The organism is Acinetobacter larvae, from assembly GCF_001704115.1.
In the GTDB taxonomy this organism is placed as follows: Bacteria; Pseudomonadota; Gammaproteobacteria; order Pseudomonadales; family Moraxellaceae; genus Acinetobacter; species Acinetobacter larvae.
In genome coordinates, this window is record NZ_CP016895.1 from 273,233 (window position 1) to 297,406 (window position 24,174).

Below are 24,174 nucleotides of genomic sequence, written 5' to 3' on the forward strand. Positions count from 1 at the left end.
CCGATTTGCGCATGGTTTTAGCTGGTTTTGCTAAATTTCTGTAGCACAAAAATCAGTGCAAAAATAAAAGCCATACATAAAACAATGCTTAAACCGGTGGCAATATTGACCCAAGCACTGGACCATAAGCCAATGGCGATGCCCAGCTGTGCCAAGATAAAAGTGATGATCACCATTTGACGCGGTGAGTGTGCCAACAGTCTAGCGCTGAGTGCGGGGATCACCAGTAGCGCCCCCATCAGCAGTGAACCGACCGCACGCAAGGCCAATACCGTAAATAATGCCAGTAATAACATAAAGATGAGACGTTGCCATTTGGCATTGACGCCTTCACTGACGGCAATATCTGGGTCTATGGCGACTTGTAATTGTGCGCGCCAATTTTTCCATAGGATCACCAGAGACAGCGCAATAATGACTGCAAAAATCGGCAGGTCTTCCCAGCTGATGGTGAGTAAGTCACCAAATAAGTAGCTCAGTAGCTCAGGTCTAAGGCTTGGAATGTTTTGGATAAAGACTAAGCCTGCACAGAGTAAAGTTGCCGAGCATAATGCCAAGAGTGCGTCATTGGGGAGGCGCGGGTCATAGAGTATCCATAAAATTCCGACCAACAATAAAGCCAACAAACCGACACCAAACCAGAGCGGTAAACTGAGGGCTGCGGCAATGGCAACCCCTAAGAGCGTGCCATGTGCCATGGTATCTGCAAAAAAAGACATGCGGCGCCACAGCATCAAACAGCCCAGAGGTGCTGTTAGAAAGACCAATAAGCTCCCCATAATCCAGGAGGGCAGTAATAAATTAAGCCATTCGATCATTACTTAGGCTTCCGGTTCGGGGTGAATATGAGGAGGACGATGTTGTTGGCAAGGTGTTGCGGTATCACCATGTAAGCAATGGTCATGATGATGCTGATACAGCACGCGAGACTGACCAAACAAAGCAACATAAGCTGGATCTTGTTGAATATGTTCTGGTGTGCCGCTACAACAGATATGTTTATTGAGGCAAATCACGCGCTGAGTGCCTTGCATCACCCATTGTAAATCGTGTGACACGATTAAAATCGCGCAGCCATAACGTTCAGGTAGGCTACGGACATAATCATATAGTTCGGCTTCAGACTGAATATCTAAGCCTTGCATCGGCTCATCCAATACCAGAATATCGGGTTGTCTGAGTAAGGCGCGGGCGAGTAAGACCCGTTGTCGTTCTCCGCCTGACAATTGCTGTACTTTGGCATATTGTAGTTTCTCTATGCCGACATCTCGCATGATTTCTTGGCGGATCTGGGCATTACACTGCTCTTGTTGTAATAGGTCATGCACACGTAAGGGCAAACTATGCGAAGGATTAAATTTTTGTGGCACATAAGCCATTTTTAATGCATCAGCACAGATGATTTGACCTGTGCTTGGACGAATAATGCCAAGCAATACTTTTATGAGTGTCGATTTGCCTGCGCCATTGGGACCAATTAAGGTAACGATCTCTTGAGGATATAAAGCAAAATCTATATTTTTTAAAATATTACGCTGATCAATTTCAACATTAATCTGTTGGAGCTGAATCAGCGCATCGGTTTTTAGGCGTGATTGCACTGCTGACAGGTTCCAGAAATTTCAATAATACTGTGTTGTGCATTGAATTGACCCGCACTGGCAATTTGATTAATTTCTTCAATTAGCGCTTGTGCAGATGCTTCTTTGACGGTACGGCATTGGGTACAAATTAAAAAAGCTGCTTGATGTCCTTCACGAGGATGGCAGCAGGGGATATACGCATTGATCGAGGTCAGTCGATGAATAAGCCCTTGTTCAAGTAAAAAATCTAGCGTGCGGTATACCGTCGGCGGTGCGGCAGGGCGTTCCGAGGCGCTTTTGAGTTTGGCTAAAAGGTCATAGGCGCCAATCGGGGCATTGGCATTTAAGATGAGCTCAAGCACCTCTTTACGCAAAGGGGTTAAGCGTGTGCCGGCATTTGCACACATCGTTTCAGCATCTCTTAGGCGTTGTACTGTGCTGACATGATCGTGCACGCCATGTAAAGCGTCATGATGCCCATGTGAACAAACACTCATAATCAACCTCTTTGCAGCGGGTAAACACAAATAATGAAAAAGAGTATTTAAAAATAATCTTTAAATTGGAATGATATCATGACACTAAAGTGTCATCTAAGAATAGTGGATTGATAACTTTTGTTATAATATAACAAAAAATAGCTAAAGGTATGCGGTGCCATGTTGCGATATTTAATTTTTTTTCTTAGTGTATGCAGTGTATGCATGTTCAGTGCAGGGTGGGCTGCACAGTCACCTTTGCTGATTTCCACCTATCCAATTTATTTGATTGCCAAGGAAGTCACGCAAGGGGTTGAGCAGCCCGTTTTATTGTTAAAAAATCAGACGGGTCATGATGTACAGTTAACACCAGCTGATCGTAAAGCCATTCAAGATGCGGGTTTGGTGATTTGGGTGGGCAAAGCACATGAAGCCCCCTTAGAAAAACTGTTGAGTTCAAATAAAAAGGCCATTTCAATTTTGGACTCGGGCATTATTGAGGCACTGCCACTACGGAATACGCGTGGTGTTGCATTAAAAAATACAGTAGATACGCATGTTTGGTTAGATCCCAATAATGCGATACGGATTGGATTCTTTATCGCAGCATTACGTTCACAGCAATATCCAGAACATAAACAGCAATATTGGAACAACGCACGTAAGTTTGGTAAAGAGTTATTCCAAGCATCTCAGCAGTTCAACACACAGCGTGCTGCGCGTCCATACTGGGCATTTCATGATGCATATCAATATCTTGAGCGCCCATTAAATATTAAATTTGCTGGTGCTTTGACTGATGACCCGCATGTACCGATGAATATTAATCAGATTAAGTATCTCAATGACAACCGTCCATTCAAGAAAATGTGTTTATTAGCAGAAGCCAATACCAGCCCTAGCCAATACCAAAAATTAGGTGATGTTTGGTTTCAAAAAGTCGATGAAAATCTATCTGAGCAACAGAATTTTATTCAAGCGTGGCAGGCTTTGGCAAAGAATGTACAACAATGTGTGATGAATGCGCGGCAATAGTCGGAAAAATAAGCTAAAAATAGTTTGCAAAAATTAAAAATAGCTTGCAAAAAAACTCGACTAAGGTCGGGAAATGATTGCATGTTTAGGGGGGTAACTCTATAATGCCTGCGATTAAAATCGATTGTTAACCTAAAGTACCACTTGTCAAGCAGATACACTGTAGGTAGGAAAAAGAAATGAGCCGACCTCAGCGCTTGGTCGATCGAAGATTAGCCAAAGCGATCGTTCTATTACAAACTGTGATGGTTCCTGTGGTCGCATTATTGGCATGGGCAATACAAGATCTCAAAGCAGCACAGAGTGCTGCTTTAGGCGCGTTTGTCTGTTGGCTCGCCAGTAGTTATTTTTGTTGGCAATCTTTTCGTGTCGCAGGTGCTAGAGCTTCACAACAAATCCTCTCCAATATGTATCGTGGAATGATTGGGAAGTTTGCGATCGTGGTTGTCGGTTTTATCATTATTTTAAGCAGTGTAAAAACATTGTCGCCTTTGGCATTGATTTGTGGTTTTATGCTTGTACAGAGCATGTCGTGGATTGCACCAATTTGGCTAGCACGACTACAGAAACAAGTATAAACGTGCTTTAAAGTTTTTTTTAGGGAGTGTACGAGATACTGTGCAGATTGCAGGTATTCGGAAACTCACTTTTGTATTTGACATTGACCAGGTGTGATTTTATGGCTGCTGAAGAACATGCCCTGACATCGACTGAGTATATTAAGCATCACTTGACCAATATGACCTATGGCAAAATGCCAGATGGTACATGGAAGTTGGCTGAGAGTGCTCAAGAAGCTCAAGATATGGGATTCACTGCAATTCACTTGGATTCAATGGGTTGGTCTATCGGCCTTGGTGTGATTTTTTGTTTATTGTTTTGGTTGGTTGCCCGTGCCGCAAATGCTGGTGTGCCAAGTAAATTTCAATCTGCAATTGAAATGATCATTGAGTTCGTAGATTCAAGCGTACGTGATACCTTTCATGGCAAGTCACGTTTGATTGCACCACTTGCATTAACCATTTTTGTGTGGATTTTCCTCATGAACTTAATGGACTTGATGCCGATTGATTTCATCCCTCATCTTGCTGCTGTGATTGGTAGTAACGTATTTGGTATGGACCCACACAGTGTGTTTTTCAAAATTGTCCCAACAACAGATCCGAACGTGACGCTAGGCATGTCTCTATCTGTATTTGCGCTGATTCTTTTTTACAGTATTCGTGAAAAAGGCATTAGTGGCTTTGTTGGTGAGTTGGCGCTGAACCCATTTAATCCAAAAAATCCAGTTCTTAAAGCGTTGTTGATTCCATTCAACTTACTCTTAGAGTTGGTAACCTTTTTGGCGCGACCAATTTCATTGGCGCTTCGACTATTCGGTAACATGTATGCGGGTGAGTTGATCTTCATCCTTATTGCATTATTACCCTTGTGGATTCAATGGGCACTTTCTGTGCCTTGGGCGATATTCCATATTTTGATTATCACCTTACAAGCCTTTATTTTTATGATGCTTACTATTGTTTATCTAAGCATGGCAAGCGAAAAACATTAATAGAATTGCCTAATTATCTCATGGTGATTGGGCGCTGATTTTTAATTTAATTTGGTGAAAACCTAACCTCTGAGGAATTATCATGGAACTAGGTCTTGGTCTTGTTGCGATCGCAGCTGCTATCTTAATCGCGTTTGGTGCTCTCGGTACTGCGATCGGTTTTGGTCTTTTGGGTGGTCGCTTCCTTGAAGCTGTTGCTCGTCAACCAGAATTGGCGCCACAACTTCAAACGCGTATGTTCTTAATCGCAGGTCTTTTAGATGCTGTACCTATGATCGGTGTTGGTATTGGCTTGTTCTTCATCTTCGCTAATCCGTTTGCAGGTTAATCAGCTTAATTCCGAAATCCACTATTTGAGGAATTTGCAATGAATATCAACCTCACATTGATTGGCCAAGCGATTGCGTTTGCGATATTCGTCGCATTCTGCATGAAGTTTGTATGGCCACCACTAATCAATGCGATTAGTGAGCGTCAGCGTCGTATCGCTGATGGCTTGAATGCTGCTGAGAAAGCCAAATCTGACCTTGCCGATGCGCAAGCACAAGTGAAGCAAGAAATCGATGCAGCGAAAGCACAAGCGGCTCAATTGATTGAACAAGCGAACCGCCGTGCAGCACAATTGGTAGAAGAAGCGCGTACCCAAGCAGCAGCTGAAGGTGAGCGTATTCGTCAACAAGCGAAAGAAGCTGTTGATCAAGAAATCAATACTGCTCGCGAAGAATTACGTCAACAAGTCGCTGCGCTTGCCGTAGCCGGTGCAGAGAAAATTCTGGATCAACAAGTTGACGCAGAAGCTCACAATGCCATGCTAAATCAGCTGGCTGCTAAACTTTAAGCGAGGCGAGATATGGCTGAACTCTTGACGTTAGCACGCCCATATGCCAAAGCAGCATTTGCTTATGCTTCTGAGCAAGGTGCAACAGACAACTGGTCAAATGCGTTACAAGTGCTTGGTGCTACGGTACAAGACGATGCATTTTCAGATTATTTGAATCGCCCTGAGTTAACGCCTGCTGAGCAAGTTAGCTTATTTGCTAAGATTTTGGGTGACCAACAATCTGCTGCTGTGTCTAACTTTTTGACACTGCTTGCAGAGAATGGTCGTTTAGCTTTATTACCCGAAATTTCAACCGAATACGAGCAGCTCAAAGCACAAAATAACAATGTTGTTGATGTTGTGATTGAATCAGCATTTCCACTTAATGCCGAACAAGAACAGAAAATTGCTCAAGCGCTTGAAAAGCGTTTTAACAGTGCTGTTCGAGTCACCGTTGAGGTGAATAAAGCATTAATCGCTGGTGTTGTTATTCGTGCAGGCGACCAAGTGATAGATGATTCTGCGCTTAGCAAGCTTGAGAAAATGCGGACACGTCTTCTTGCTTAATTGCTTGAAGAAGACTGAACTTATAAAAGATTGAGGTATAGCGCAATGCAACAACTGAATCCATCCGAGATCAGTGCGCTCATTAAACAGCGAATCGGCGATCTGGACACCAGCGCGACCGCTAAAAACGAAGGGACCATTGTAATGGTTTCCGACGGTATTGTGCGCATTCACGGTCTTGCAGATGCAATGTACGGTGAGATGATCGAATTCGACGGCGGCTTATATGGTATGGCACTGAACCTAGAACAGGATTCAGTGGGTGCCGTCGTTTTAGGTAACTACTTAAGCCTTCAAGAAGGCCAAAAAGCGCGTTGCACAGGTCGTGTATTAGAAGTTCCGGTTGGTCCAGAACTTTTAGGCCGTGTGGTCGATGCTCTTGGTAATCCAATTGATGGTAAAGGTCCAATCGATGCAAAATTGACAGATGCTGTTGAAAAAGTAGCACCTGGCGTAATTTGGCGTCAATCTGTAGACCAACCTGTACAAACTGGTTATAAATCAGTAGATACAATGATTCCTATCGGTCGTGGTCAACGTGAGCTTATCATTGGTGACCGCCAAACTGGTAAAACTGCAATGGCCATCGATGCCATCATTGCACAGAAAAATTCTGGTATTAAGTGTGTCTATGTTGCGATCGGTCAAAAACAATCGACCATTGCCAACGTGGTACGTAAACTAGAAGAAACTGGCGCATTGGCATATACCACTGTTGTCGCAGCGGCGGCTGCAGATCCTGCAGCGATGCAGTATCTTGCACCATACTCTGGTTGTACAATGGGTGAGTATTTCCGTGACCGCGGTGAAGATGCATTAATCATTTATGATGATTTGTCTAAGCAAGCTGTTGCTTATCGTCAAATTTCATTGCTCCTTCGTCGTCCACCAGGTCGTGAAGCGTACCCAGGTGACGTATTCTATCTTCACTCTCGTCTACTTGAACGTGCTTCGCGCGTATCTGCAGACTATGTAGAGAAATTCACCAAGGGTGAAGTGACTGGCAAAACAGGTTCTTTAACTGCTTTACCGATCATTGAAACTCAAGCGGGTGACGTCTCTGCATTCGTACCAACCAACGTAATTTCGATTACTGACGGTCAGATCTTCTTAGAAACTTCTTTATTCAACGCGGGTATTCGTCCTGCGGTGAACGCGGGTATTTCGGTATCGCGTGTTGGTGGTTCTGCACAAACGAAGATCATCAAAAAATTGTCAGGTGGTATCCGTACCGCGCTTGCACAATACCGTGAATTGGCAGCATTTGCTCAGTTTGCTTCTGATCTTGATGAAGCAACACGTAAGCAACTTGAGCATGGTCAACGCGTTACTGAGTTAATGAAGCAAAAACAATATGCGCCTTACTCAATTGCTGACCAAGCTGTTTCAGTTTATGCATCGAACGAAGGTTATATGACTGACGTTGACGTGAAGAAAATTGTAGATTTTGATGCTGCACTCATTTCTTACTTCCGTTCAGAGCATGCTGAATTGATGCAAAAAATCGATGAAACTGGTAACTATGACAAAGACATCGAAGCTGCAATCAAAGCAGGTATTGAGAGCTTTAAAGCGACTCAAACTTACTAAGTTTAGCCGTGTCTAAATCACAGTTAAGTTTGAATCACGGATCAACCTTCGGAGGCTTGCAAGGGCCTTCGAATACTAGGTTAAGCGTATGGCAAATTTAAAAGAAATTCGCGCCAAAGTAGCTAGTATCAAAAGCACGCAGAAAATTACGCGTGCGATGCAGATGGTAGCTGCTTCGAAGATGCGTCGTGCGCAAGAGCGCATGGCTCAAGGCCGTCCGTATGCCGAAAATATGCACCGTGTTATTGCTCACTTAGTCCAAGCAAATCCAGAATATAAACATCGTTATATGGTGGAACGTCCGGTAAAACGTGTGGGTTATATCATCGTTTCTTCGGATCGTGGATTGGCTGGTGGCTTAAACATTAACTTGTTTAAAAAAGTTGCCAAGCATGTGCAACAGCAACAAGAGCAATCAATTGAAGTTCAATTTGCTTTAATTGGGCAAAAAGCGGTTTCGTTTTTTAAAAACTACGGCGGTAAAGTGCTCGGTGTAACGACGCATATAGGCGATACACCAAGTTTGGAACAGTTATCTGGTTCAGTACAAATCATGTTAGATGCATTCGATAAAGGCGAGATTGATCGCATTTATTTGGTATCTAATGGTTTTGTCAATGCCATGACTCAAAACCAAAAAGTAGAACAACTCGTTCCTTTGGCAGCTGCTGCTGAAGAAATGGACCTCAACCGTACCTATGGTTGGGATTACCTCTATGAACCTGAAGCTGAGACACTGCTGAATGGTCTATTGGTACGCTACATTGAGTCTATGGTATACCAAGGTGTAATTGAAAATATTGCTTGTGAACAGTCTGCACGTATGGTGGCGATGAAAGCTGCTACAGACAACGCAGGTGAATTGATCAAGAGCCTACAACTCATTTATAACAAGCTGCGTCAAGCCGCGATTACTCAGGAAATCTCTGAGATCGTTGGTGGTGCCGCTGCCGTTTAACACTATTTTGAATTGAGGAGACAGCAATGAGTAGCGGTCGTATCATTCAGATCATCGGCGCGGTTATCGACGTCGAGTTTGAACGCACTAGCGTTCCTAAGATCTATGACGCTCTCCAAGTTGACGGAACTGAAACCACTTTAGAAGTTCAGCAACAACTTGGTGATGGCGTAGTTCGTACCATCGCGATGGGTTCTACAGAAGGCCTTAAACGTGGTTTGAACGTGACCAACACAGGTGCACCAATTTCTGTACCTGTCGGTACGGCAACACTAGGTCGTATCATGGACGTTCTTGGACGCCCAATCGATGAAGCGGGTCCAGTTGCAACTGAAGAGCGTTTGCCAATTCACCGTCAAGCACCTTCTTATGCAGACCAAGCAGCTTCGACTGACCTACTCGAAACTGGTATTAAAGTCATCGACTTACTTTGCCCGTTTGCGAAAGGTGGTAAAGTTGGTTTGTTCGGTGGTGCCGGTGTTGGTAAAACCGTAAACATGATGGAACTCATCAACAACATCGCAAAAGCACACTCAGGTTTGTCTGTGTTTGCTGGTGTGGGTGAGCGTACCCGTGAAGGGAACGACTTCTATCACGAAATGAAAGATTCTAACGTTCTAGACAAAGTAGCAATGGTCTACGGTCAGATGAACGAGCCACCAGGTAACCGTCTACGTGTAGCCTTGACTGGTTTGACCATGGCTGAATATTTCCGTGATGAAAAAGATGAAAATGGTAAAGGTCGTGACGTACTCTTGTTCGTTGACAACATCTACCGTTATACCTTGGCCGGTACTGAAGTATCAGCACTTCTTGGTCGTATGCCATCTGCAGTAGGTTATCAACCAACACTTGCAGAAGAAATGGGTGTACTTCAAGAACGTATTACCTCTACCAAAACAGGTTCAATCACTTCAATCCAAGCGGTATACGTACCTGCGGATGACTTGACTGACCCTTCACCTGCGACTACTTTTGCGCATTTAGATGCAACAGTGGTATTGAGCCGTGACATCGCATCTTCTGGTATTTATCCAGCGATCGATCCACTGGACTCAACTTCACGTCAGCTTGATCCGCTTGTGGTGGGTACAGAGCATTACGAAATTGCGCGTGCTGTACAAAACGTCCTACAACGCTATAAAGAGTTGAAAGACATCATCGCAATCTTGGGTATGGATGAATTGGCAGAAGAAGATAAATTGGTGGTTTACCGTGCGCGTAAAATCCAACGTTTCTTCTCTCAACCCTTCCACGTTGCTGAAGTATTTACCGGTGCGCCTGGTAAATTGGTACCGCTTAAAGAAACTATTCGTGGCTTTAAAGGTATTTTAGCTGGTGAATACGATCACCTTCCTGAACAAGCGTTCTATATGGTTGGTGGTATTGACGAAGTGATTGCTAAGGCTGAGAAACTTTAATTAGCACTCTTTTAGGAGATTCTCATGTCAACTTTGCAATGTGATATCGTAAGTGCTCAAGAGTCTTTGTACTCTGGCACGATTTCGATGCTGATTGCCAAAGGTGCAGGCGGTGAGCTTGGTATCATGCCAGGACATGCTCCGCTCGTCACTTTGCTAAAACCAGGTGCAATTCGTGTGCTATTAGAAAATGGCTCAGAAGAATTAATTTATGTATCTGGTGGCGTGTTAGAAGTTCAACCGCATGTGGTGACAGTGCTTGCAGATACTGCAGTACGTGCTGAAAACCTGGATGAAGCAGCAATTTTAGAAGCGCGTAAAAACGCAGAACATTTGCTTGCCAATCAAAAAAGCGATATGGACTCAGCCGCTGCACTTGCAGCTTTGGCAGAAACCGCAGCTCAGCTCGAGACGATTCGTAAAATTAAAAATCGCGCAATGTAATATTGCCGATTGCCAAAGAGCCACCTTCGGGTGGCTTTTTTGTGGGTGGTGGATACGCTACAATTTTATGGAGTCGCTTCGTGATTTATTTATAAACTTTGCGGTTTAAGTAGGCAATTGAATAGTTTGATGCTTGCAGAGGGATATTTAAAAATGAAAATATTCAGTATAGGATTAACTTTGGTATTTTCTTTATTGGCTTGTGTCAATTCTAAAATTAAACCCAAAGAAAATTTTTTAAGACAGGTATATTTTAATACACCAGCACCCTATAAAGCGTGTATGGTTGATTATATAGAAACACATTGGAATAAAGTGTGGCAAATCCATAATGATGCGCAGGATAGGGGGGGAAATCAGAGCATCCAGAGGTCAAGCTGATATTGTTGGTTTTATGATAAAAAGATTTCTAAGTGAATGTAAAACTGAAGTGGATAACATCAAAGAATAGATCAACGGGTATAAGTTTTAAATCAAATTTGACTGACAATTTTTACGAAAAAGATGCTTAAATGCTGGGCGAGCTAAAACTTGAAGTACTACATAAATCTCCCATTTATATAGGTCTATGATCTAAAGATAAAACGCTAATTCTTATATATTCAAAGAACTATCACATAAAATAAAGGATTTGGCGTGGATGAATAGTGCTATAAGAATTTTTAAAATAGATTCAGTACTAGCGGAATGGTCACTAGGGCAAGTGGCAGCGAGACGATGATGGAGAGCGAAATGATATCTTGAAGGTAGTTGTACTTTTTGGCGAAGACATATACCCCTGCACCGATGGGTTGTGCTGCCATTACTACCGCCACTGCTAGCCAAACGCCTTGACTCATGCCAAAGACATAGGTTGCTACTGCAAAGGTTATTGCGGGCTGTGCGAATAACTTCAATGCGATCATAGGGATGACTATTCTGCCAGCCGTTACATTCAAATGTTTCCTGACGTTGAGACGGGACAGTCCTAAGCCCAGTGCGAAGAGTGCCGTTGGACCTGCTGCGTTACCAAGGAAACTTGCAAAGGACTCAATGAAAATCGGTACACGGATGTCGAATAGCACAAAGGCGAGCCCCGCTAGAACAGAGATTGTTAGGGGATTTTTTACCGTAGTCAATGCAGCAGTTATCACACTACGAAATAGTGATATTTGGTTTTTAGTCGTTCGATTTGAAAACACACCCCAACTGATGATGACGGCCATGATGGCGGGTATGTTGTGCAAAATCGTTGCCAAGGCAGCCGGTAATGTTGCTTGCTCACCATAAATTGAAATCAAAATTGGTACCCCCATATAGCCTGTCGTTCCGTAGCATGCCCCCATGCTGAATATAGAGGATTGTGGTAGCCCGATCTTCATGCTTTTAGCAAACATTGTGGCAATGACATATGACGCCACGATTCCGATGAGGGTAGACATGACGAATCCCCACTGTTTGAGGTCTGCTATGTCAGCACGAGCAACAGCAATGAATAGCAAGGCTGGTAGCGCGATATAGAGAACATAGTCGTTGATCAGCTTGTCCGCTTCACCGCTGTCAGGTTTCAGTCTTCCATAGACATAGCCAACGAGGATGACGAGAAATATTGGCATTACGATCAAGAACATGAGTTATCTCTCTTGGGTTTCTTTGAGTGACTAGAGAACCTCAGATCCGTATGTGTTCTGAAGCTTGTTTGTGATTATTCTATGATGCTCCGTCCCTTGAGTACTGAGTGGCGATCAAGTCTCTTACATAATGGCCAACAGTGGATGCATAGATGACATTGGATGTATAGAACTGGATCAAATCTTCTCTTATCTTATTGAATTATATATACTTATTTGAATAGGTATCCATAAGGATCGTGTCGAGCTTTTGTTTAACCAATTGTATTATGTCGTCATCGGCTTCCGATTCGAGCCCCTCTTCTTGAAGAATGCGTTGTATCGTAGCATCATGCAATCCAGTGCTGTTGAGGAAGTATGGAATGTCACGCGTAGCTCCTAAGAAAGCCGGAATATTGGCGACTCCCATGTTCTCTTTGATCCTTGATCCTTGATCCTAGTCATATTATTAGACAATATTTCCCTCTAAGTTTTTCAAATATTCTTGTTCAAAAGCTTCTGGACTAATCCAGCCATTTGCAGAATGTCGTCGAATCCGATTGTAGTAAACCTCAATATATTCGAACAAGTCCTTATAGACCTCTTTTCGCGTTTTAAATACACTACCATGTACGATATGTCCTTTTAATGTGTGAAAGAAGCTTTCAGTGACTGCATTATCTCAACAGTTGCCTCGTCGTGACATGCTCTGAATAGCTCCATTGGCGACCAATAAGTCCCTGTAGTCATGACTGCCATACTGGCTACCTTGATCGGAATGAACCATTACTTCCTGAGGATAGCCTTGCCGTACCATCGCATAATTAAATGCATCACAAACCAGATGACGATCAATATATTTACTGGTCTGCCAACCGACAATACGACGGCTAAATAAATCCAACATCACACATAAATATACCCAACCTTGTTGAGTCCAAATATAAGTAATATCCGTGGTCCATACCTTATAGGGTTTCGATACTTTAAACTGGCGTTCCAATAAATTTGGTGCTGCGGGTGATCGATCTGCTGGATCAATTTTATACTTGAATTTACGAGCTATTTTACTACGGTAATACCCAGTTTACCTAACATTCTACCCACAGTTCTTTCACTCAAGCAATAACCTTTAGCACGCATTTCATAGACCAATGATGGGGCACCTAAACGAGCATGATGCTCCCAGTAAAGTAACTGTAAATCATTGAGTTGTTTCTGACACCTAGGAGCTCGTTTAAGCCACGCATAATAGCCTGATCGACTCACACCAATGTAATCACAGGCGGAGGTAACAGAAACAATCTTTGGTGCTATTCCTTTGATTAACGTGTATTTCTCTTGGCATCCTCGGTGAGAAAGTATACATGCGCTTTTTTTAATATGTCATTCGCCTCGCGGAGACGTTTATTCTCTTTTTCTAAATCCAGAATACGCTGCTGCTCAGGTGTAAACTGACGTTTGCTAGAGCCAGCCTCGCTAGATTGACGAACCCATTTATCAAGTGTTGAGTAACCAATACCAAGCTTATTGGCGATTGCTGCTATAGATTCACTTGAGTTCGCTAAGGCGCGGTAAATGTCAAGGTAGTTGTCACCCTTTGTTGATTTTAAGCCGCTATTTTTAATCGCTCAGGATTAAGCATAACAACATCTTTTCTGTGCCAGTTTCTAATCTGCTTTGACCAGCGTTCTGGTTTTGCTTCTCGCGCTATACGATATACTTCAGACCGTTGCGCTAATAACCCAATATCCTCACCTTTATGCCGTTGTGATGGCGTAACATAACTAATACCACTATGACGATGTTCTTCGTTATACCAGTGAATAAAACCGTCAACCCAAACTCGGGCTTGATCTAAACTTTCAAAGCCTGATGATGGCCGGTAAATGTCAAGGTAGTTGTCACCCTTTGTTGATTTTAAGCCGCTATTTTTAATCGCTCAGGATTAAGCATAACAACATCTTTTCTGTGCCAGTTTCTAATCTGCTTTGACCAGCGTTCTGGTTTTGCTTCTCGCGCTATACGATATACTTCAGACCGTTGCGCTAATAACCCAATATCCTCACCTTTATGCCGTTGTGATGGCGTAACATAACTAATACCACTATGACGATGTTCTTCGTTATACCAGTGAATAAAACCGTCAACCCAAACTCGGGCTTGATCTAAACTTTCAAAGCCTGACGATGGCCAATAAGGTACGTATTTCAAGGTCTTAAATAATGACTCAACATAGGCATTGTCATTACTCACCCGCGGTCTACTGTGTGAAGGCGAGATATTTAAATCCGTTAACTTCACCTGTAAAGTTTGAGATTTCATTGCAGCCCCATTATCTGCATGCAGTATTAATGGTTGGCGATAGCATTGCTCACGCAGTACCGTACGATGAACGAGTTCAGCCGCAAGCTCACCACTCTCAACTTCATGTACTTCAGCTCCAGTAATCTTGCGACTAAATATATCTTCAATCAGATACAAGTAATACCAACGACCACGGACCTTTGAGGGGAGCCAAGTAATATCCCAACTCCACACCTGACATGAGGTGTGGGCTTTGAAAGTTGTCGGTGGTTTTATGTTCCTTGGTTTGTGCTGTCGTCCTCGGTGATGAATCTCCCCATGGCGTCGAAGCACTCTATAAAATGTAGACTCACTGGCGATGTAAATGCCTTGATCTGCAAGCCTTGGAACAATTTGAGAAGGTGGAAGCTCAGCATATCGAGGCTGATGACAGATCTCTAATATCTGTTGTTCTTCTTCAATACTCAATCGGTTGACTGGTGTTGGGCGGATAACAGTCGTTCTACGATCTTCACTCGATTTCTGCCATCTACGCCAAGTCCGTAAACTTAAATTAACCTCTTTAAGGGCTATTTTTAAGCGCGCACCTGCTGTTACTGCTTCACCAATCCATAAAATAATTAGCTGGCGATGATCAATACTCGTTAATTGTCCTCGTCGACTTCCCCGTAATAATCGTTGAGCTTTTTTCGAAGAACCAGAATCGCTGCCGCCTCAGCTAGTGCTTTTTCTTTACGAATCAGTTCTCTTTTTAATTTTGCATTTTCACTTTTCACTTTTTTAAGCTCATTTTTACTGACTTTTTCAGGTATGTCTAAGAAATTACTTTTCCATTCGATGAGTTGAGAAGGATAAAGTCCTTTTTTACGACAGTATTCAGCAATTTCAGCTTCACTCATGGTTGCAGTTTCAACGATCACAGCAAATCGAGCCTCGACAGGCCATTGTTCAGTTGTAATATTCGTACCTGGCACAGGAATTCCTTTGGCTTTAGCTTGTTGTCGCCAATTATAAAGGGTTGATTCAGAAATACCTTCCATTTGAGCAACAGCTGCTACAGTCATATTGTAAGGTGGTAATAATTTAGCTAAGACACTCGTTTTTCGTTCAGATGAAATATGTTTCATTTGTCACTCCTTTACCCTCATAAATTTAGTTTCAGAGGGGGTGACAACTATCCTGACAGTGAGAGGGGCTTCCAAAGGGATATTGGGGGTATAAAATATGGGGGTAAATCGCTATACCCCCAACTTCATCTGGTTTGCAATAGATAAAGTGGATACCATGAGACATAAAAAAAGACCTAAACTCTTTAGATTTAAGTCTTTAATACATCATAAGAACTCATGATATTCGAATCTGGCGAGAGAGGGAGTCATATATACATGATAAGCATCTGAAAAACAAATAGAATAAGTTTAATTATTTTATTCAATCCCCCAATTGTCCCCCAAGCACTAAGCTTTATCAACTTAGTTTGACTAAATGCTTCATAAAAGAAGAGGTCATTTCGAAAATAAATTCAATCTCTTGCTCAATGACAGCATCATTATGCTTTACAAATGTATTTTGATATTTTGAGTAATAATCAACCAGCTTTTGAAACATATTTGAGAAATGTGGTGAACCGCCACTTGTATTGATATATGTACCTATACTACTTAGTTGATTTTCTAAAGATTTATCATTATTAAAAATGGACTTAAGTAGTAATTCTAGTGCCAACCTTAAATCATCAAGAAGATTTCGTTCAAAAATATTATTCTCAAATTTTAAAAGAGCTGACTCGTATTGCTTCAGGCTTAAAGGATAGGCACCTAACCAATGCTTAGTCTCTTCAACCAAAGCTTGATTTAGGGTCTCTGAAGATATAGTGCCAAACAGGCTACTATATCTAGCAATTAGCTGAATTTTTAAATTATCAATACTAGTATCTATAGGTTGGGGTAAATATGGACTATCGCATAATTCAAGAATAATTTTATATTGTTGCTCTGGTTGAAAGCACTTTAAATTTTCAAGTAAGGCAGTTCTCTTATTTGGTGCATTTAATGGGAGTGATGCATAAGGGACATCAACATTGAAATCGACAGCATAGGCTGAAAATAGTTTAGTGATTTTACTACCTGGAAGTCCTGTATCTGTATTTGCAAGTACTTCTGAAGAATGAGTGAGAAATGTTAAAGGAATACTATTCATTGCTTTGCCTTTTTTTAAAAACTTGCATAGGCTTTCAGAACACTTTGTCCGAGAACTCTAGCAGTTGCTAAATAGAGAAATTGTTTTGGCTGAGTATTTAAAAACTCACTCATTAGCCATTGTTCTTTATCAGAAAATATTTCATCAAACATATAAGGGTGATAACGAGTTATAGAACCTAGATAAAACATCGTCATATAGATAATAGATTCTTGGCTATAACGATCTGTAGCAGAATTTGAGATATACATGGTATATCCATCATTTCCTATCAAGTACCAAATCCCTTTATTTCTAAGTAAATTACTTAAGGCAGCATAATCTTTCCTTGAAGGGGTATATGTGGACATTATGATATGCTCAGACCAAATAATGTTACCATCTTCATTTTCTGATAAGTTGTACTGTTGTGCATTTAAAAGATGCATTTCACTCAAATCGCACTTAATTTCAGCATTAAATATTAGTTGCTTGCCATGTTTATATAGTCTGTATTTTTCAATTTTAAAAAATATTTCTTTTTGCTTGTAAATTTCAGCATAAGGTCTATGTATACCAATACAGTGACTTAATAATGATTTCACATTAATAGAAATGTCGACATTAGGAATATTTGGTTCAAAAAGAGAAATTAGTTCATGAGCCACTTGAACAAGCTGGATTTTTTGTTTTTGTTTCATAATTTCCGAGTGTATAAATCGATTGTTATGTTTTTCACTCGCTCCATGCATATATGTTTTATTGAAACCAAAACCTCCATTTATATTTATAAGAATTTTAGCAAAATTTAAGAAGGAATAATAATAAAGAAGAGGTTGACTTTTAACAGGACTTGATTCAGCTGTAATGTAAAAATGTTTTGCTTGTTCTAACAGTGATTGCAAAAAAATCCTTTCTTTTCTATCGGAAGTTCTTTTTTTGATAACATAGTCCCAAAATGCCCAAATATCAGAAATAATTAATTTTTGATTATTCCCTAAATTTACTAAAGAGGCTTCTTTAGAGAAAAGAGGAAATCCAAACTTAATTTCAACTTCTATCATATGGATCCTAATATGTTCATATAAAAATATTTTGCTTAATTATGTATTATCTAAATATAAGAATGTTGTTTTTATTTCTATTTTTATAAATGGACTACATACAGCATTTCGTTTATTTTCTAAGACTTCGCTCATCTGCTTACATGAATAAGTTCTAGTTAATTAATTGTTAAGCCGAACTATCTATATAACCTATATGGGTATATAAGTTATTAGGCAGATCAATCTAAGGGTAAGACCCGTAAGCCTTATAAATTAAAGCTTACGGTAGAATCTTCATGGTTAGGCACTGATAGCAAAGTTGCGAAGTAAATTATGAACGGCACTGGAAATAAGCCGATTTAATTCAGCATATTTTTCTATATGTTCTCGTAGTGTCCGCTTATGCCGAGACTTGCCATAATAGATTTCTTGCTCCATGCCAAAAGGTTGATTCGAATCCCTATAAGTGTCTTTCATAGATTGAGGAGCATGGCTCATTAATTGGGTAAAGCTCAGTCCTTTAAATCCTTCGAGTAATACTCTCTTTAAGTTGGTGAGTTGATTATCCATTTTATTTAGAACATTATGCTTAATGTTTTTTTCGGCACGGATTCGCCATTTGTCTTTGGATAAAGGTTGTTTGTTTTGATCTGTTGTTTTGACATAAAGATGCCAGTATTCGTCAGCATTTTTATAGTTGATTCCAATGTTATATCCGCTTTCAAGCCGTTTCATCATGGTGAGTGGTGTTGTCGGTACTGGTGTAAATACACCTGATTGGCTTTTAAAGACACGAAAATTTTTTGCCGTATTAGGTAGGTAAATGGATTTAAATAGGGCTGTAACAAGCGCTCTGTGCTTAAAATGATAGAAGTCAATTGCTAGCTCAATTTCCATGATTCTCAAGCTTTCTTTATTGCATTTAAAGTGATTTAAATGTTGAACACGGCGCTGTAATTCATTCCAAGAATTCATATCATGTAAACGAATGATAAATCCTTTTTTGTGTTCTGAGATGTAGTGAGTAATTCCAGTCTTTTCGGTTAAGTATTTTTTAATGTCATGCCGCGTAGAAGGTTTTTCAATCTCAAAATATAAATCTAAAAAATCAACTTGAGCCTTAACCTTAATATTCATTGCTTTGAAATCATAGTTGCTAATATTGGAATAAATGACTGTTTCTAAATCATCTGCAGCTTTAGCATTTTCAGAGTAGGTATCTGCTAATGATTTCAATAAGGATGCCATCTCCTCATCCGATGTATGAGTCGAGAGAGTTAATACTTTAGGCTCAGGATCGATTGGAAAATCTTCTCTCTCAGATTTAGCCTTGAGATAGGCAAAGTCAAAATGAATGTGCTGCATTTCGATATAATAATCATCGTGAAATGGATCAATTAAATCTAAATGATCGAATCGATTTATCAGTTTTTTGTATTCGGGGCTGAGTTGAATATCATTCATGGCTTCTAAATTCCTATAGATTTAAGTGCAATAAAAAACGGCTCTTAGAGCCGTTCTTCAATCTTTATGTATTAACAAGGGATGTTTTGAATCATTTGATTGAATTCCTCCGATTGTCGACTCATTTCATCATTAAAGACTTTGTTGCCATATTGAATGATTTGCTTGTATTCAGGACATTGGAGTAATCGCTGAATTTTTGAAGTAAGTTCCTTGTTATTTACTTCAGCTTGGAAAGCTGTCCAATCTGTGTATTCCATGAATGAATCCCAGTCTTTGTGATTCATTAAATCCGCAACGACTTGTGAAACTACCGTGCTGAGAATTTTAGTTTTAACGTCCATGTTGAACTCCTTTGTTCATTTGGTTGTAGGGGGTGGTTGACGATTTAATGAAGGCAAGCAAACTGTTTTCTGAATAACAGATTTGTCTTCCAACTTCTTGAAACGTCAATTTGTAAACGTGCTTTGATTGCCGAATGTTTCTAACAAGCCAGTGATGCCATTGAGCTGCATTCTTATGCTGTAAATGACTTGCTAGAAATTCAGATGCTTGTTTACGGTTGTAAATTCTAGATTCTGTCATTTCTAGCCTTGTGCCTTCATCCATGCCTGAATTTCAGACATTCTGAATATAGAAATGTTAGAACCGATTTTTGTGGGAGCAGGGAATTTTTTTTGTTGAATCCACCGCCAAAGTGTTTGGGAGGAAACGCCAATCAGCCCTTTGCTATCGGGACGATTGGCTAAGTCTTTCATTCGAACAAACTGTTCGTATTGAAGGTTTCTGGAAATCATATTGCACCTATGTAATCAAGGTATTGCGCCGTTGATGTGCAGTATGTGTTTAGAGATGATTCGATAATTCTATATAGAATTGGAAAGAAAAATTATTCAAGCTCTTGTATTCTTTTTAACCATTTCCCTATTGCATCTTTCCCGACGGTTTCTCCACTTAGTTCAATTTGTGTCTTAATCTTTTGGTTGGTTTCACCATATGGACTGTCGATAGTTACTTTAGAAATTTCAATTAATGATTTCATGATAAGAGCTACTTTTTTTCTTTCATTGGCTCTTAGATCTTCTGGAGAAGAAGGGGCTGGAGTCAAAGTTATAGCTTTGCTTAATTCCATAATCTTGAAAATGTCGGAATCTTTGAAATATAGATCTCGTAAAGTTATTTCATGTGTATAAAGATCTTCTTCTTTACCAATTATTAGCATTTCATAAGAGACGGGTAGATAAGGTAAATAATTATTTTGGTCAATTTGGTTTTTAAATAAGTAAATTTTTTGGTTTGTTAAAGATATAGGATCATCTCCTAAATAGCCTTCTATTTCTGTAATATTTATTGAATTTCTTTCATTCTTTAATAGCTCTAGAAAAGAGTCATAAGGATATAATTTTGCAAATCCATTGAATGCTTCTAGTGATTCAGCATATTGGTCATGTGTTGAAACTCTACAAATAGTACAGTCAATAACAGTATAAATAGCCAATGCTCCACTTTTTATGTATTTCATGAAAAAATTCAAAACATCATCTTCATCATGAATATTAAAATTTAGAATTTCTAAGGTTTCATATAAAGTGGAGAGCTTGCTCATACAATAGTTCAGGCTAATTTTGCTTTAGGAAAAGGAATCACATTATTCCGCATACTATCAATAAAATCTGACCACTCTTGCATCATCTTGATTCGATAGTCCATATGTTGAGCATGGTTATAGGCTTGAGACACTGCGTTACCAACTTTATGCGCTAATTGGACTTCAATAGCATCGTGCATGTAGCCTTGTTCATGTAGTGTGGTTGAGGCTAGCCCCCGAAAGCCATGACCAGTCATTCTGCCGTTATATCCCATTGTGCGGATTGCACATAATAATGCATTACTACTAATCGGTTTCGCCGTGCTGTAATTATAAAAAACATATTGTTTGATACCCGTAATTGGGCGAATCAGCTCTAATATATCTATTGCTTGCTTTGATAGTGGAACGATGTGCGGTAGAGCCATTTTCATTTTCTCAGCAGGAATACGCCATAGTCGATTTTCAAAATCAACCTCACTCCATTCCATTAGCCTAAGCTCAGCGGTTCTGACAAAGGTAATCGTCATGAGTTGTAATGCAGATTTGATAATTAAATTGCCATGATAGCGATCCATTCTTTCAAGAAAAGCAGGAAATTCAGAAATATCTAAACGTGCCATATGTTTCACTTTACGGGGCTTTAGCGCCTCTTGTAAGTGAGGTGTAGGATCATGTTCAATTATGCCTTTACGGATTGCAAAACGAAAAATACGCCCAGCCAAAGGGATAGAGCGTTTAGCCATTTCTTGTGCGCCACGTTGTTCAATTTTCTTGGCACACGCAAGAACATCTTTCCCATTGATTTGATCAATAGGCAAGTTCCCAAGAGCAGGGAATAAGTCTTTCTCAAATACTGATAGATCACGTAAGTAGGTAGTTTCTTTGATAACGGCTTTACGATCTTCCATCCACTCCATAGCAAGTGATTTAAAAAGAATATTTTCATCAATTTGTTGTAAGCGTTGGTTCTTGACCGCATTAGGATCAATATTGCTGTAAAGCTGAATACGAGCCTCATCACGGGCACGGCGAGCTTGTGCTAATGTAATTTCAGGATAGCTGCCAATGGTTAATGTGCTTTCACGCCCGTCAAATCGGTACTTCAAACGCCAAAATTTACCACCAGCTGGAGTGACTTCTAGATACAAGCCTTTCTCATCAGAATAGCGTTTCTTCTTTTCAAGTGGCTTGATCTTTCTAATTTGAGCATCTGTGAGCATTTTGATGTGTTTCCATACAATTTGGGGGACGAAAATCCGCTAAGATAACCTGTCCCCCAATTATCCCCCTCAGAATGGGGGATTGCAATGGATGTCATGAGAGTGTGTGAACCAACAAAAAAGGCTTAAACCCTTTAGATTTAAGCCTTTAATACTTCATGAGAACTCATGATATTCGAATCTGGCGGTGAGAGAGGGATTCGAACCCTCGATACGCGCAAACGTATACACACTTTCCAGGCGTGCTCCTTCAGCCACTCGGACACCTCACCATGGCGAGGGATAATACCCAAAAAAAAGCCATCTGCCAAGCTGAAACAATTGATTTGAGGAAAAACTTTGAACTGAATGTTATGATTTGCAAAAATATTGACGTATCGATTATTTAGTATGCAAAGTTCTGCTAAAAAAGCTGCAATGCCAGCGATCACCCTCGCAGCTTTAGGTGTTGTATTTGGAGATATCGGCACTAGCCCGCTTTATGCTTTGCGGCAATGCTTTTCGGCTGCGCATATTGCGATATCAGAGGCGACGGTGATGGGGATTTTATCACTGATCTTCTGGTGTATGATGCTGACCATCAGCTTTAAATACGTCACAGTCATCATGCGCGCCGACAATAATGGCGAAGGTGGCATTATGTCTCTGTTGGCACTCAATCTACGTTCTACACGGATTGCCGAAGATAAAAAAATCTATCTAATTGCCTTGGGCTTTATCGGTGCCTCTTTGTTTTTTGGTGATGGCATTATTACCCCAGCGATTTCAGTATTATCCGCGATTGAAGGGCTTAGTATTGCCACACCGATGTTTAATCATTGGTTAATGCCATTAGCGATTGGTATTTTGACGGGATTATTTTTGCTACAACGTCATGGTACGGCAACCATGGGTAAATTCTTTGGTCCAATCACTTTATTGTGGTTCTTGTCGATTGGTTTGCTCGGATTATTGAGTATTGCGCAAACGCCTTTTGTTTTGGCGATGATGAGTCCACATTGGGCGATTAGTTTTGTCGTACAACAGCCTTATGTTGCATTTTTGACGATGGGGGCGGTTATTCTAACCATGACAGGTGGCGAGGCGCTCTATGCAGATATGGGGCATTTTGGGCGGATGCCGATTAAACTGGCTTGGTTTATGATTGTATTGCCGTGTTTGTTGTTGAATTATGCAGGACAAGGGGCGCTGTTATTACGTGATCCGAATGCGATTGCCAATCCATTTTATATGTTGGTACCCAATTGGGCACTTTATCCAATGATTGGTTTGGCGACCGCTGCTGCTGTAATTGCATCACAAGCTGTGATTACGGGTGTATTTTCGATGGCGAATCAAGCCATCCAATTACGTTATTTGCCACGCCTGACTGTGCGCCATACCTCAGATGTAGAGCAGGGGCAGATTTATGTGCCTTTTATTAACTGGGTGTTATTTATTTCCGTCTTAATCCTGATTTTGTTATTTCATAATAGTAATAATCTGGCCAGTGCCTATGGTGTAGCGGTGACGATGACCATGCTCTGTGGCACAATTTTAATTTCCATTTTGGCTTATGGTTTCTGGCGTTGGCCGATTTGGAAAGTTGCATTATTTGCTATTCCATTTTTAGTGATTGATTTAGTTTTCGTAGCATCGACATCATTAAAAATCGTTGCAGGGGGCTGGGTACCAATTTTAATAGGTGCCGTGATGTTTACGATTTTAATGACATGGAAAGATGGTCGCGCCATAGTCTTACAGCGTTTAGAGAAAGACGCTTTGCCCATGGATGTCTTTATTAAAAGTATTAACTTAAGTCCAGATTTTATTTTTGTACCTGGGCATGCAGTTTATTTGACTGGAACGCCGAATATTGTGCCACATGCGATGTTACATAATATTAAGCATAATAAAGTATTGCATGAAAAAAATATCTTAGTGACTGTCGTAACACGTGATGTACCCTATGTTCCGCCTATAGAGCGGATACGTGTTGAGCAGCTTGAACAGCGTTTCTATCGTATTTTTGTGTACTATGGTTTTAAAGATCAGCCCAATATTCCTAAAGCATTAACACAAGCTTATGAGCAAATGGGCATTGAGTTAGATATGATGCAAATGAGTTTCTTTATTTCCAGAGACCGTTTGATTCATACCGTAGGGGATGGTATGGCACCGTGGCGAGAAAAATTATTTATTTCTATGCAACGTAATACCAGTCCAGTGAGTGATTTTTATCAGATCCCACCCAATCGGGTAGTAGAAATGGGTAGCCAAATCGAAATTTAATACAACAGGGTATGCCTTAATATAAAGTGAATCAGATAGCACAAAGCCAAGGAGAA

The 24,174-nt window shown here is 40.6% G+C and carries 25 protein-coding genes, 1 tRNA gene and 1 pseudogene; 11 read left to right on the forward strand and 16 right to left on the reverse strand.

Going from position 1 to position 24,174, the window contains the following annotated elements; translation table 11 throughout:
* Positions 1-17: 17 nt before the first annotated feature.
* From znuB to BFG52_RS01170, 3 genes are read right to left on the reverse strand one after another with little or no spacing between them, the layout of a single operon-like run.
* Positions 18-818 (reverse strand): zinc ABC transporter permease subunit ZnuB, encoded by an 801-nt coding sequence (znuB, locus tag BFG52_RS01160; protein WP_067551469.1) that lies wholly within the window; start codon positions 816-818, stop codon positions 18-20.
* A gap of 3 nt (positions 819-821) precedes the next feature.
* Positions 822-1,610, reverse strand: a complete 789-nt coding sequence (gene znuC / locus BFG52_RS01165) for a zinc ABC transporter ATP-binding protein ZnuC (RefSeq protein ID WP_218921018.1) — start codon at positions 1,608-1,610, stop codon at positions 822-824.
* Positions 1,586-2,080, reverse strand: coding sequence for a transcriptional repressor (locus tag BFG52_RS01170; protein ID WP_067551475.1), 495 nt, complete (start codon positions 2,078-2,080; stop codon positions 1,586-1,588). Before BFG52_RS01170 ends, znuC begins: the two co-directional genes overlap by 25 nt.
* Positions 2,081-2,242: 162 nt before the next feature.
* On the opposite strand from BFG52_RS01170, the gene BFG52_RS01175 reads away from it, so the two are divergent.
* The 10 genes from BFG52_RS01175 (at position 2,243) to BFG52_RS01220 (ending at position 10,452) form a co-directional block, all read left to right on the forward strand.
* Positions 2,243-3,097: a metal ABC transporter substrate-binding protein gene (locus tag BFG52_RS01175; RefSeq protein ID WP_067551478.1), complete on the forward strand. Its 855-nt coding sequence runs from the start codon at positions 2,243-2,245 to the stop codon at positions 3,095-3,097.
* A 179-nt stretch (positions 3,098-3,276) separates the two neighbouring features.
* Positions 3,277-3,675 carry an ATP synthase subunit I gene (locus BFG52_RS01180; protein WP_067551481.1) on the forward strand — a complete coding sequence of 133 codons (399 nt, stop codon included), beginning with the start codon at positions 3,277-3,279 and terminating at the stop codon, positions 3,673-3,675.
* Between the two features lie 101 nt (positions 3,676-3,776).
* Entirely contained in the window at positions 3,777-4,652 is an 876-nt protein-coding gene (gene atpB, locus BFG52_RS01185; protein ID WP_067551484.1) for a F0F1 ATP synthase subunit A, read from the forward strand.
* 82 nt (positions 4,653-4,734) lie between these two features.
* On the forward strand, positions 4,735-4,980 hold the full coding sequence (gene atpE / locus BFG52_RS01190) for a F0F1 ATP synthase subunit C (protein ID WP_067551487.1): 246 nt from the start codon (positions 4,735-4,737) through the stop codon (positions 4,978-4,980).
* 39 nt (positions 4,981-5,019) lie between these two features.
* Entirely contained in the window at positions 5,020-5,490 is a 471-nt protein-coding gene (locus tag BFG52_RS01195) for a F0F1 ATP synthase subunit B (protein WP_067551490.1), read from the forward strand.
* Between the two features lie 12 nt (positions 5,491-5,502).
* Entirely contained in the window at positions 5,503-6,039 is a 537-nt protein-coding gene (locus BFG52_RS01200) for a F0F1 ATP synthase subunit delta (RefSeq protein WP_067551493.1), read from the forward strand.
* A gap of 45 nt (positions 6,040-6,084) precedes the next feature.
* The gene (gene atpA, locus BFG52_RS01205; RefSeq protein WP_067551496.1) at positions 6,085-7,629 is read left to right on the forward strand and encodes a F0F1 ATP synthase subunit alpha; all 1,545 of its coding nucleotides are present in this window, start codon (positions 6,085-6,087) and stop codon (positions 7,627-7,629) included.
* A gap of 88 nt (positions 7,630-7,717) precedes the next feature.
* Positions 7,718-8,587 carry a F0F1 ATP synthase subunit gamma gene (gene atpG / locus BFG52_RS01210; RefSeq protein WP_067551499.1) on the forward strand — a complete coding sequence of 290 codons (870 nt, stop codon included), beginning with the start codon at positions 7,718-7,720 and terminating at the stop codon, positions 8,585-8,587.
* A 26-nt stretch (positions 8,588-8,613) separates the two neighbouring features.
* Positions 8,614-10,008: a F0F1 ATP synthase subunit beta gene (gene atpD, locus BFG52_RS01215; protein WP_067551502.1), complete on the forward strand. Its 1,395-nt coding sequence runs from the start codon at positions 8,614-8,616 to the stop codon at positions 10,006-10,008.
* Positions 10,009-10,032: 24 nt separating this feature from the next.
* Entirely contained in the window at positions 10,033-10,452 is a 420-nt protein-coding gene (locus BFG52_RS01220) for a F0F1 ATP synthase subunit epsilon (protein ID WP_067551505.1), read from the forward strand.
* A gap of 662 nt (positions 10,453-11,114) precedes the next feature.
* Here the strand turns inward: BFG52_RS01220 and BFG52_RS01230 are convergent.
* From BFG52_RS01230 to BFG52_RS01295, 13 genes and pseudogenes are all read right to left on the reverse strand, one after another.
* Positions 11,115-12,062 (reverse strand): AEC family transporter, encoded by a 948-nt coding sequence (locus BFG52_RS01230; RefSeq protein WP_067551507.1) that lies wholly within the window; start codon positions 12,060-12,062, stop codon positions 11,115-11,117.
* Between the two features lie 202 nt (positions 12,063-12,264).
* A complete protein-coding gene (locus BFG52_RS01235) occupies positions 12,265-12,471 on the reverse strand; it encodes a hypothetical protein (RefSeq protein WP_067551510.1) in 207 nt (68 codons plus the stop codon).
* 39 nt (positions 12,472-12,510) lie between these two features.
* Positions 12,511-13,621: pseudogene (locus BFG52_RS01240) on the reverse strand (IS3 family transposase).
* 29 nt (positions 13,622-13,650) lie between these two features.
* Positions 13,651-13,980, reverse strand: coding sequence for an integrase core domain-containing protein (locus tag BFG52_RS17465; protein ID WP_081408740.1), 330 nt, complete (start codon positions 13,978-13,980; stop codon positions 13,651-13,653).
* Positions 13,962-15,475 (reverse strand): IS3 family transposase gene (locus BFG52_RS16740; protein WP_099092610.1). Its coding sequence is split into 2 segments (ribosomal slippage): positions 13,962-15,031 and positions 15,031-15,475, totalling 1,515 coding nucleotides; the frame shifts between segments, so codons are not numbered across the junction. Before BFG52_RS16740 ends, BFG52_RS17465 begins: the two co-directional genes overlap by 19 nt.
* Before the next feature lie 340 nt (positions 15,476-15,815).
* On the reverse strand, positions 15,816-16,547 hold the full coding sequence (locus BFG52_RS01255; RefSeq protein ID WP_067551522.1) for a hypothetical protein: 732 nt from the start codon (positions 16,545-16,547) through the stop codon (positions 15,816-15,818).
* A gap of 14 nt (positions 16,548-16,561) precedes the next feature.
* On the reverse strand, positions 16,562-17,590 hold the full coding sequence (locus BFG52_RS01260) for a YaaC family protein (protein WP_067551525.1): 1,029 nt from the start codon (positions 17,588-17,590) through the stop codon (positions 16,562-16,564).
* 282 nt (positions 17,591-17,872) lie between these two features.
* Positions 17,873-19,036, reverse strand: a complete 1,164-nt coding sequence (locus BFG52_RS01265) for a hypothetical protein (RefSeq protein ID WP_067551528.1) — start codon at positions 19,034-19,036, stop codon at positions 17,873-17,875.
* Between the two features lie 71 nt (positions 19,037-19,107).
* Positions 19,108-19,380 carry a hypothetical protein gene (locus BFG52_RS01270; RefSeq protein WP_067551531.1) on the reverse strand — a complete coding sequence of 91 codons (273 nt, stop codon included), beginning with the start codon at positions 19,378-19,380 and terminating at the stop codon, positions 19,108-19,110.
* A 243-nt stretch (positions 19,381-19,623) separates the two neighbouring features.
* Complete coding sequence (locus BFG52_RS01280; RefSeq protein ID WP_067551537.1) at positions 19,624-19,833, reverse strand: helix-turn-helix transcriptional regulator; 210 nt, start codon at positions 19,831-19,833, stop codon at positions 19,624-19,626.
* Positions 19,834-19,925: 92 nt separating this feature from the next.
* Entirely contained in the window at positions 19,926-20,642 is a 717-nt protein-coding gene (locus BFG52_RS01285) for a hypothetical protein (protein WP_067551540.1), read from the reverse strand.
* An 8-nt stretch (positions 20,643-20,650) separates the two neighbouring features.
* Positions 20,651-21,847, reverse strand: a complete 1,197-nt coding sequence (locus BFG52_RS01290) for a tyrosine-type recombinase/integrase (protein ID WP_067551543.1) — start codon at positions 21,845-21,847, stop codon at positions 20,651-20,653.
* Between the two features lie 182 nt (positions 21,848-22,029).
* Positions 22,030-22,119 (reverse strand) — tRNA-Ser (locus BFG52_RS01295).
* 118 nt (positions 22,120-22,237) lie between these two features.
* Between BFG52_RS01295 and BFG52_RS01300 the strand changes: the two genes are divergently transcribed.
* On the forward strand, positions 22,238-24,118 hold the full coding sequence (locus BFG52_RS01300) for a potassium transporter Kup (RefSeq protein ID WP_067551547.1): 1,881 nt from the start codon (positions 22,238-22,240) through the stop codon (positions 24,116-24,118).
* The last annotated feature ends 56 nt before the right edge of the window (positions 24,119-24,174 follow it).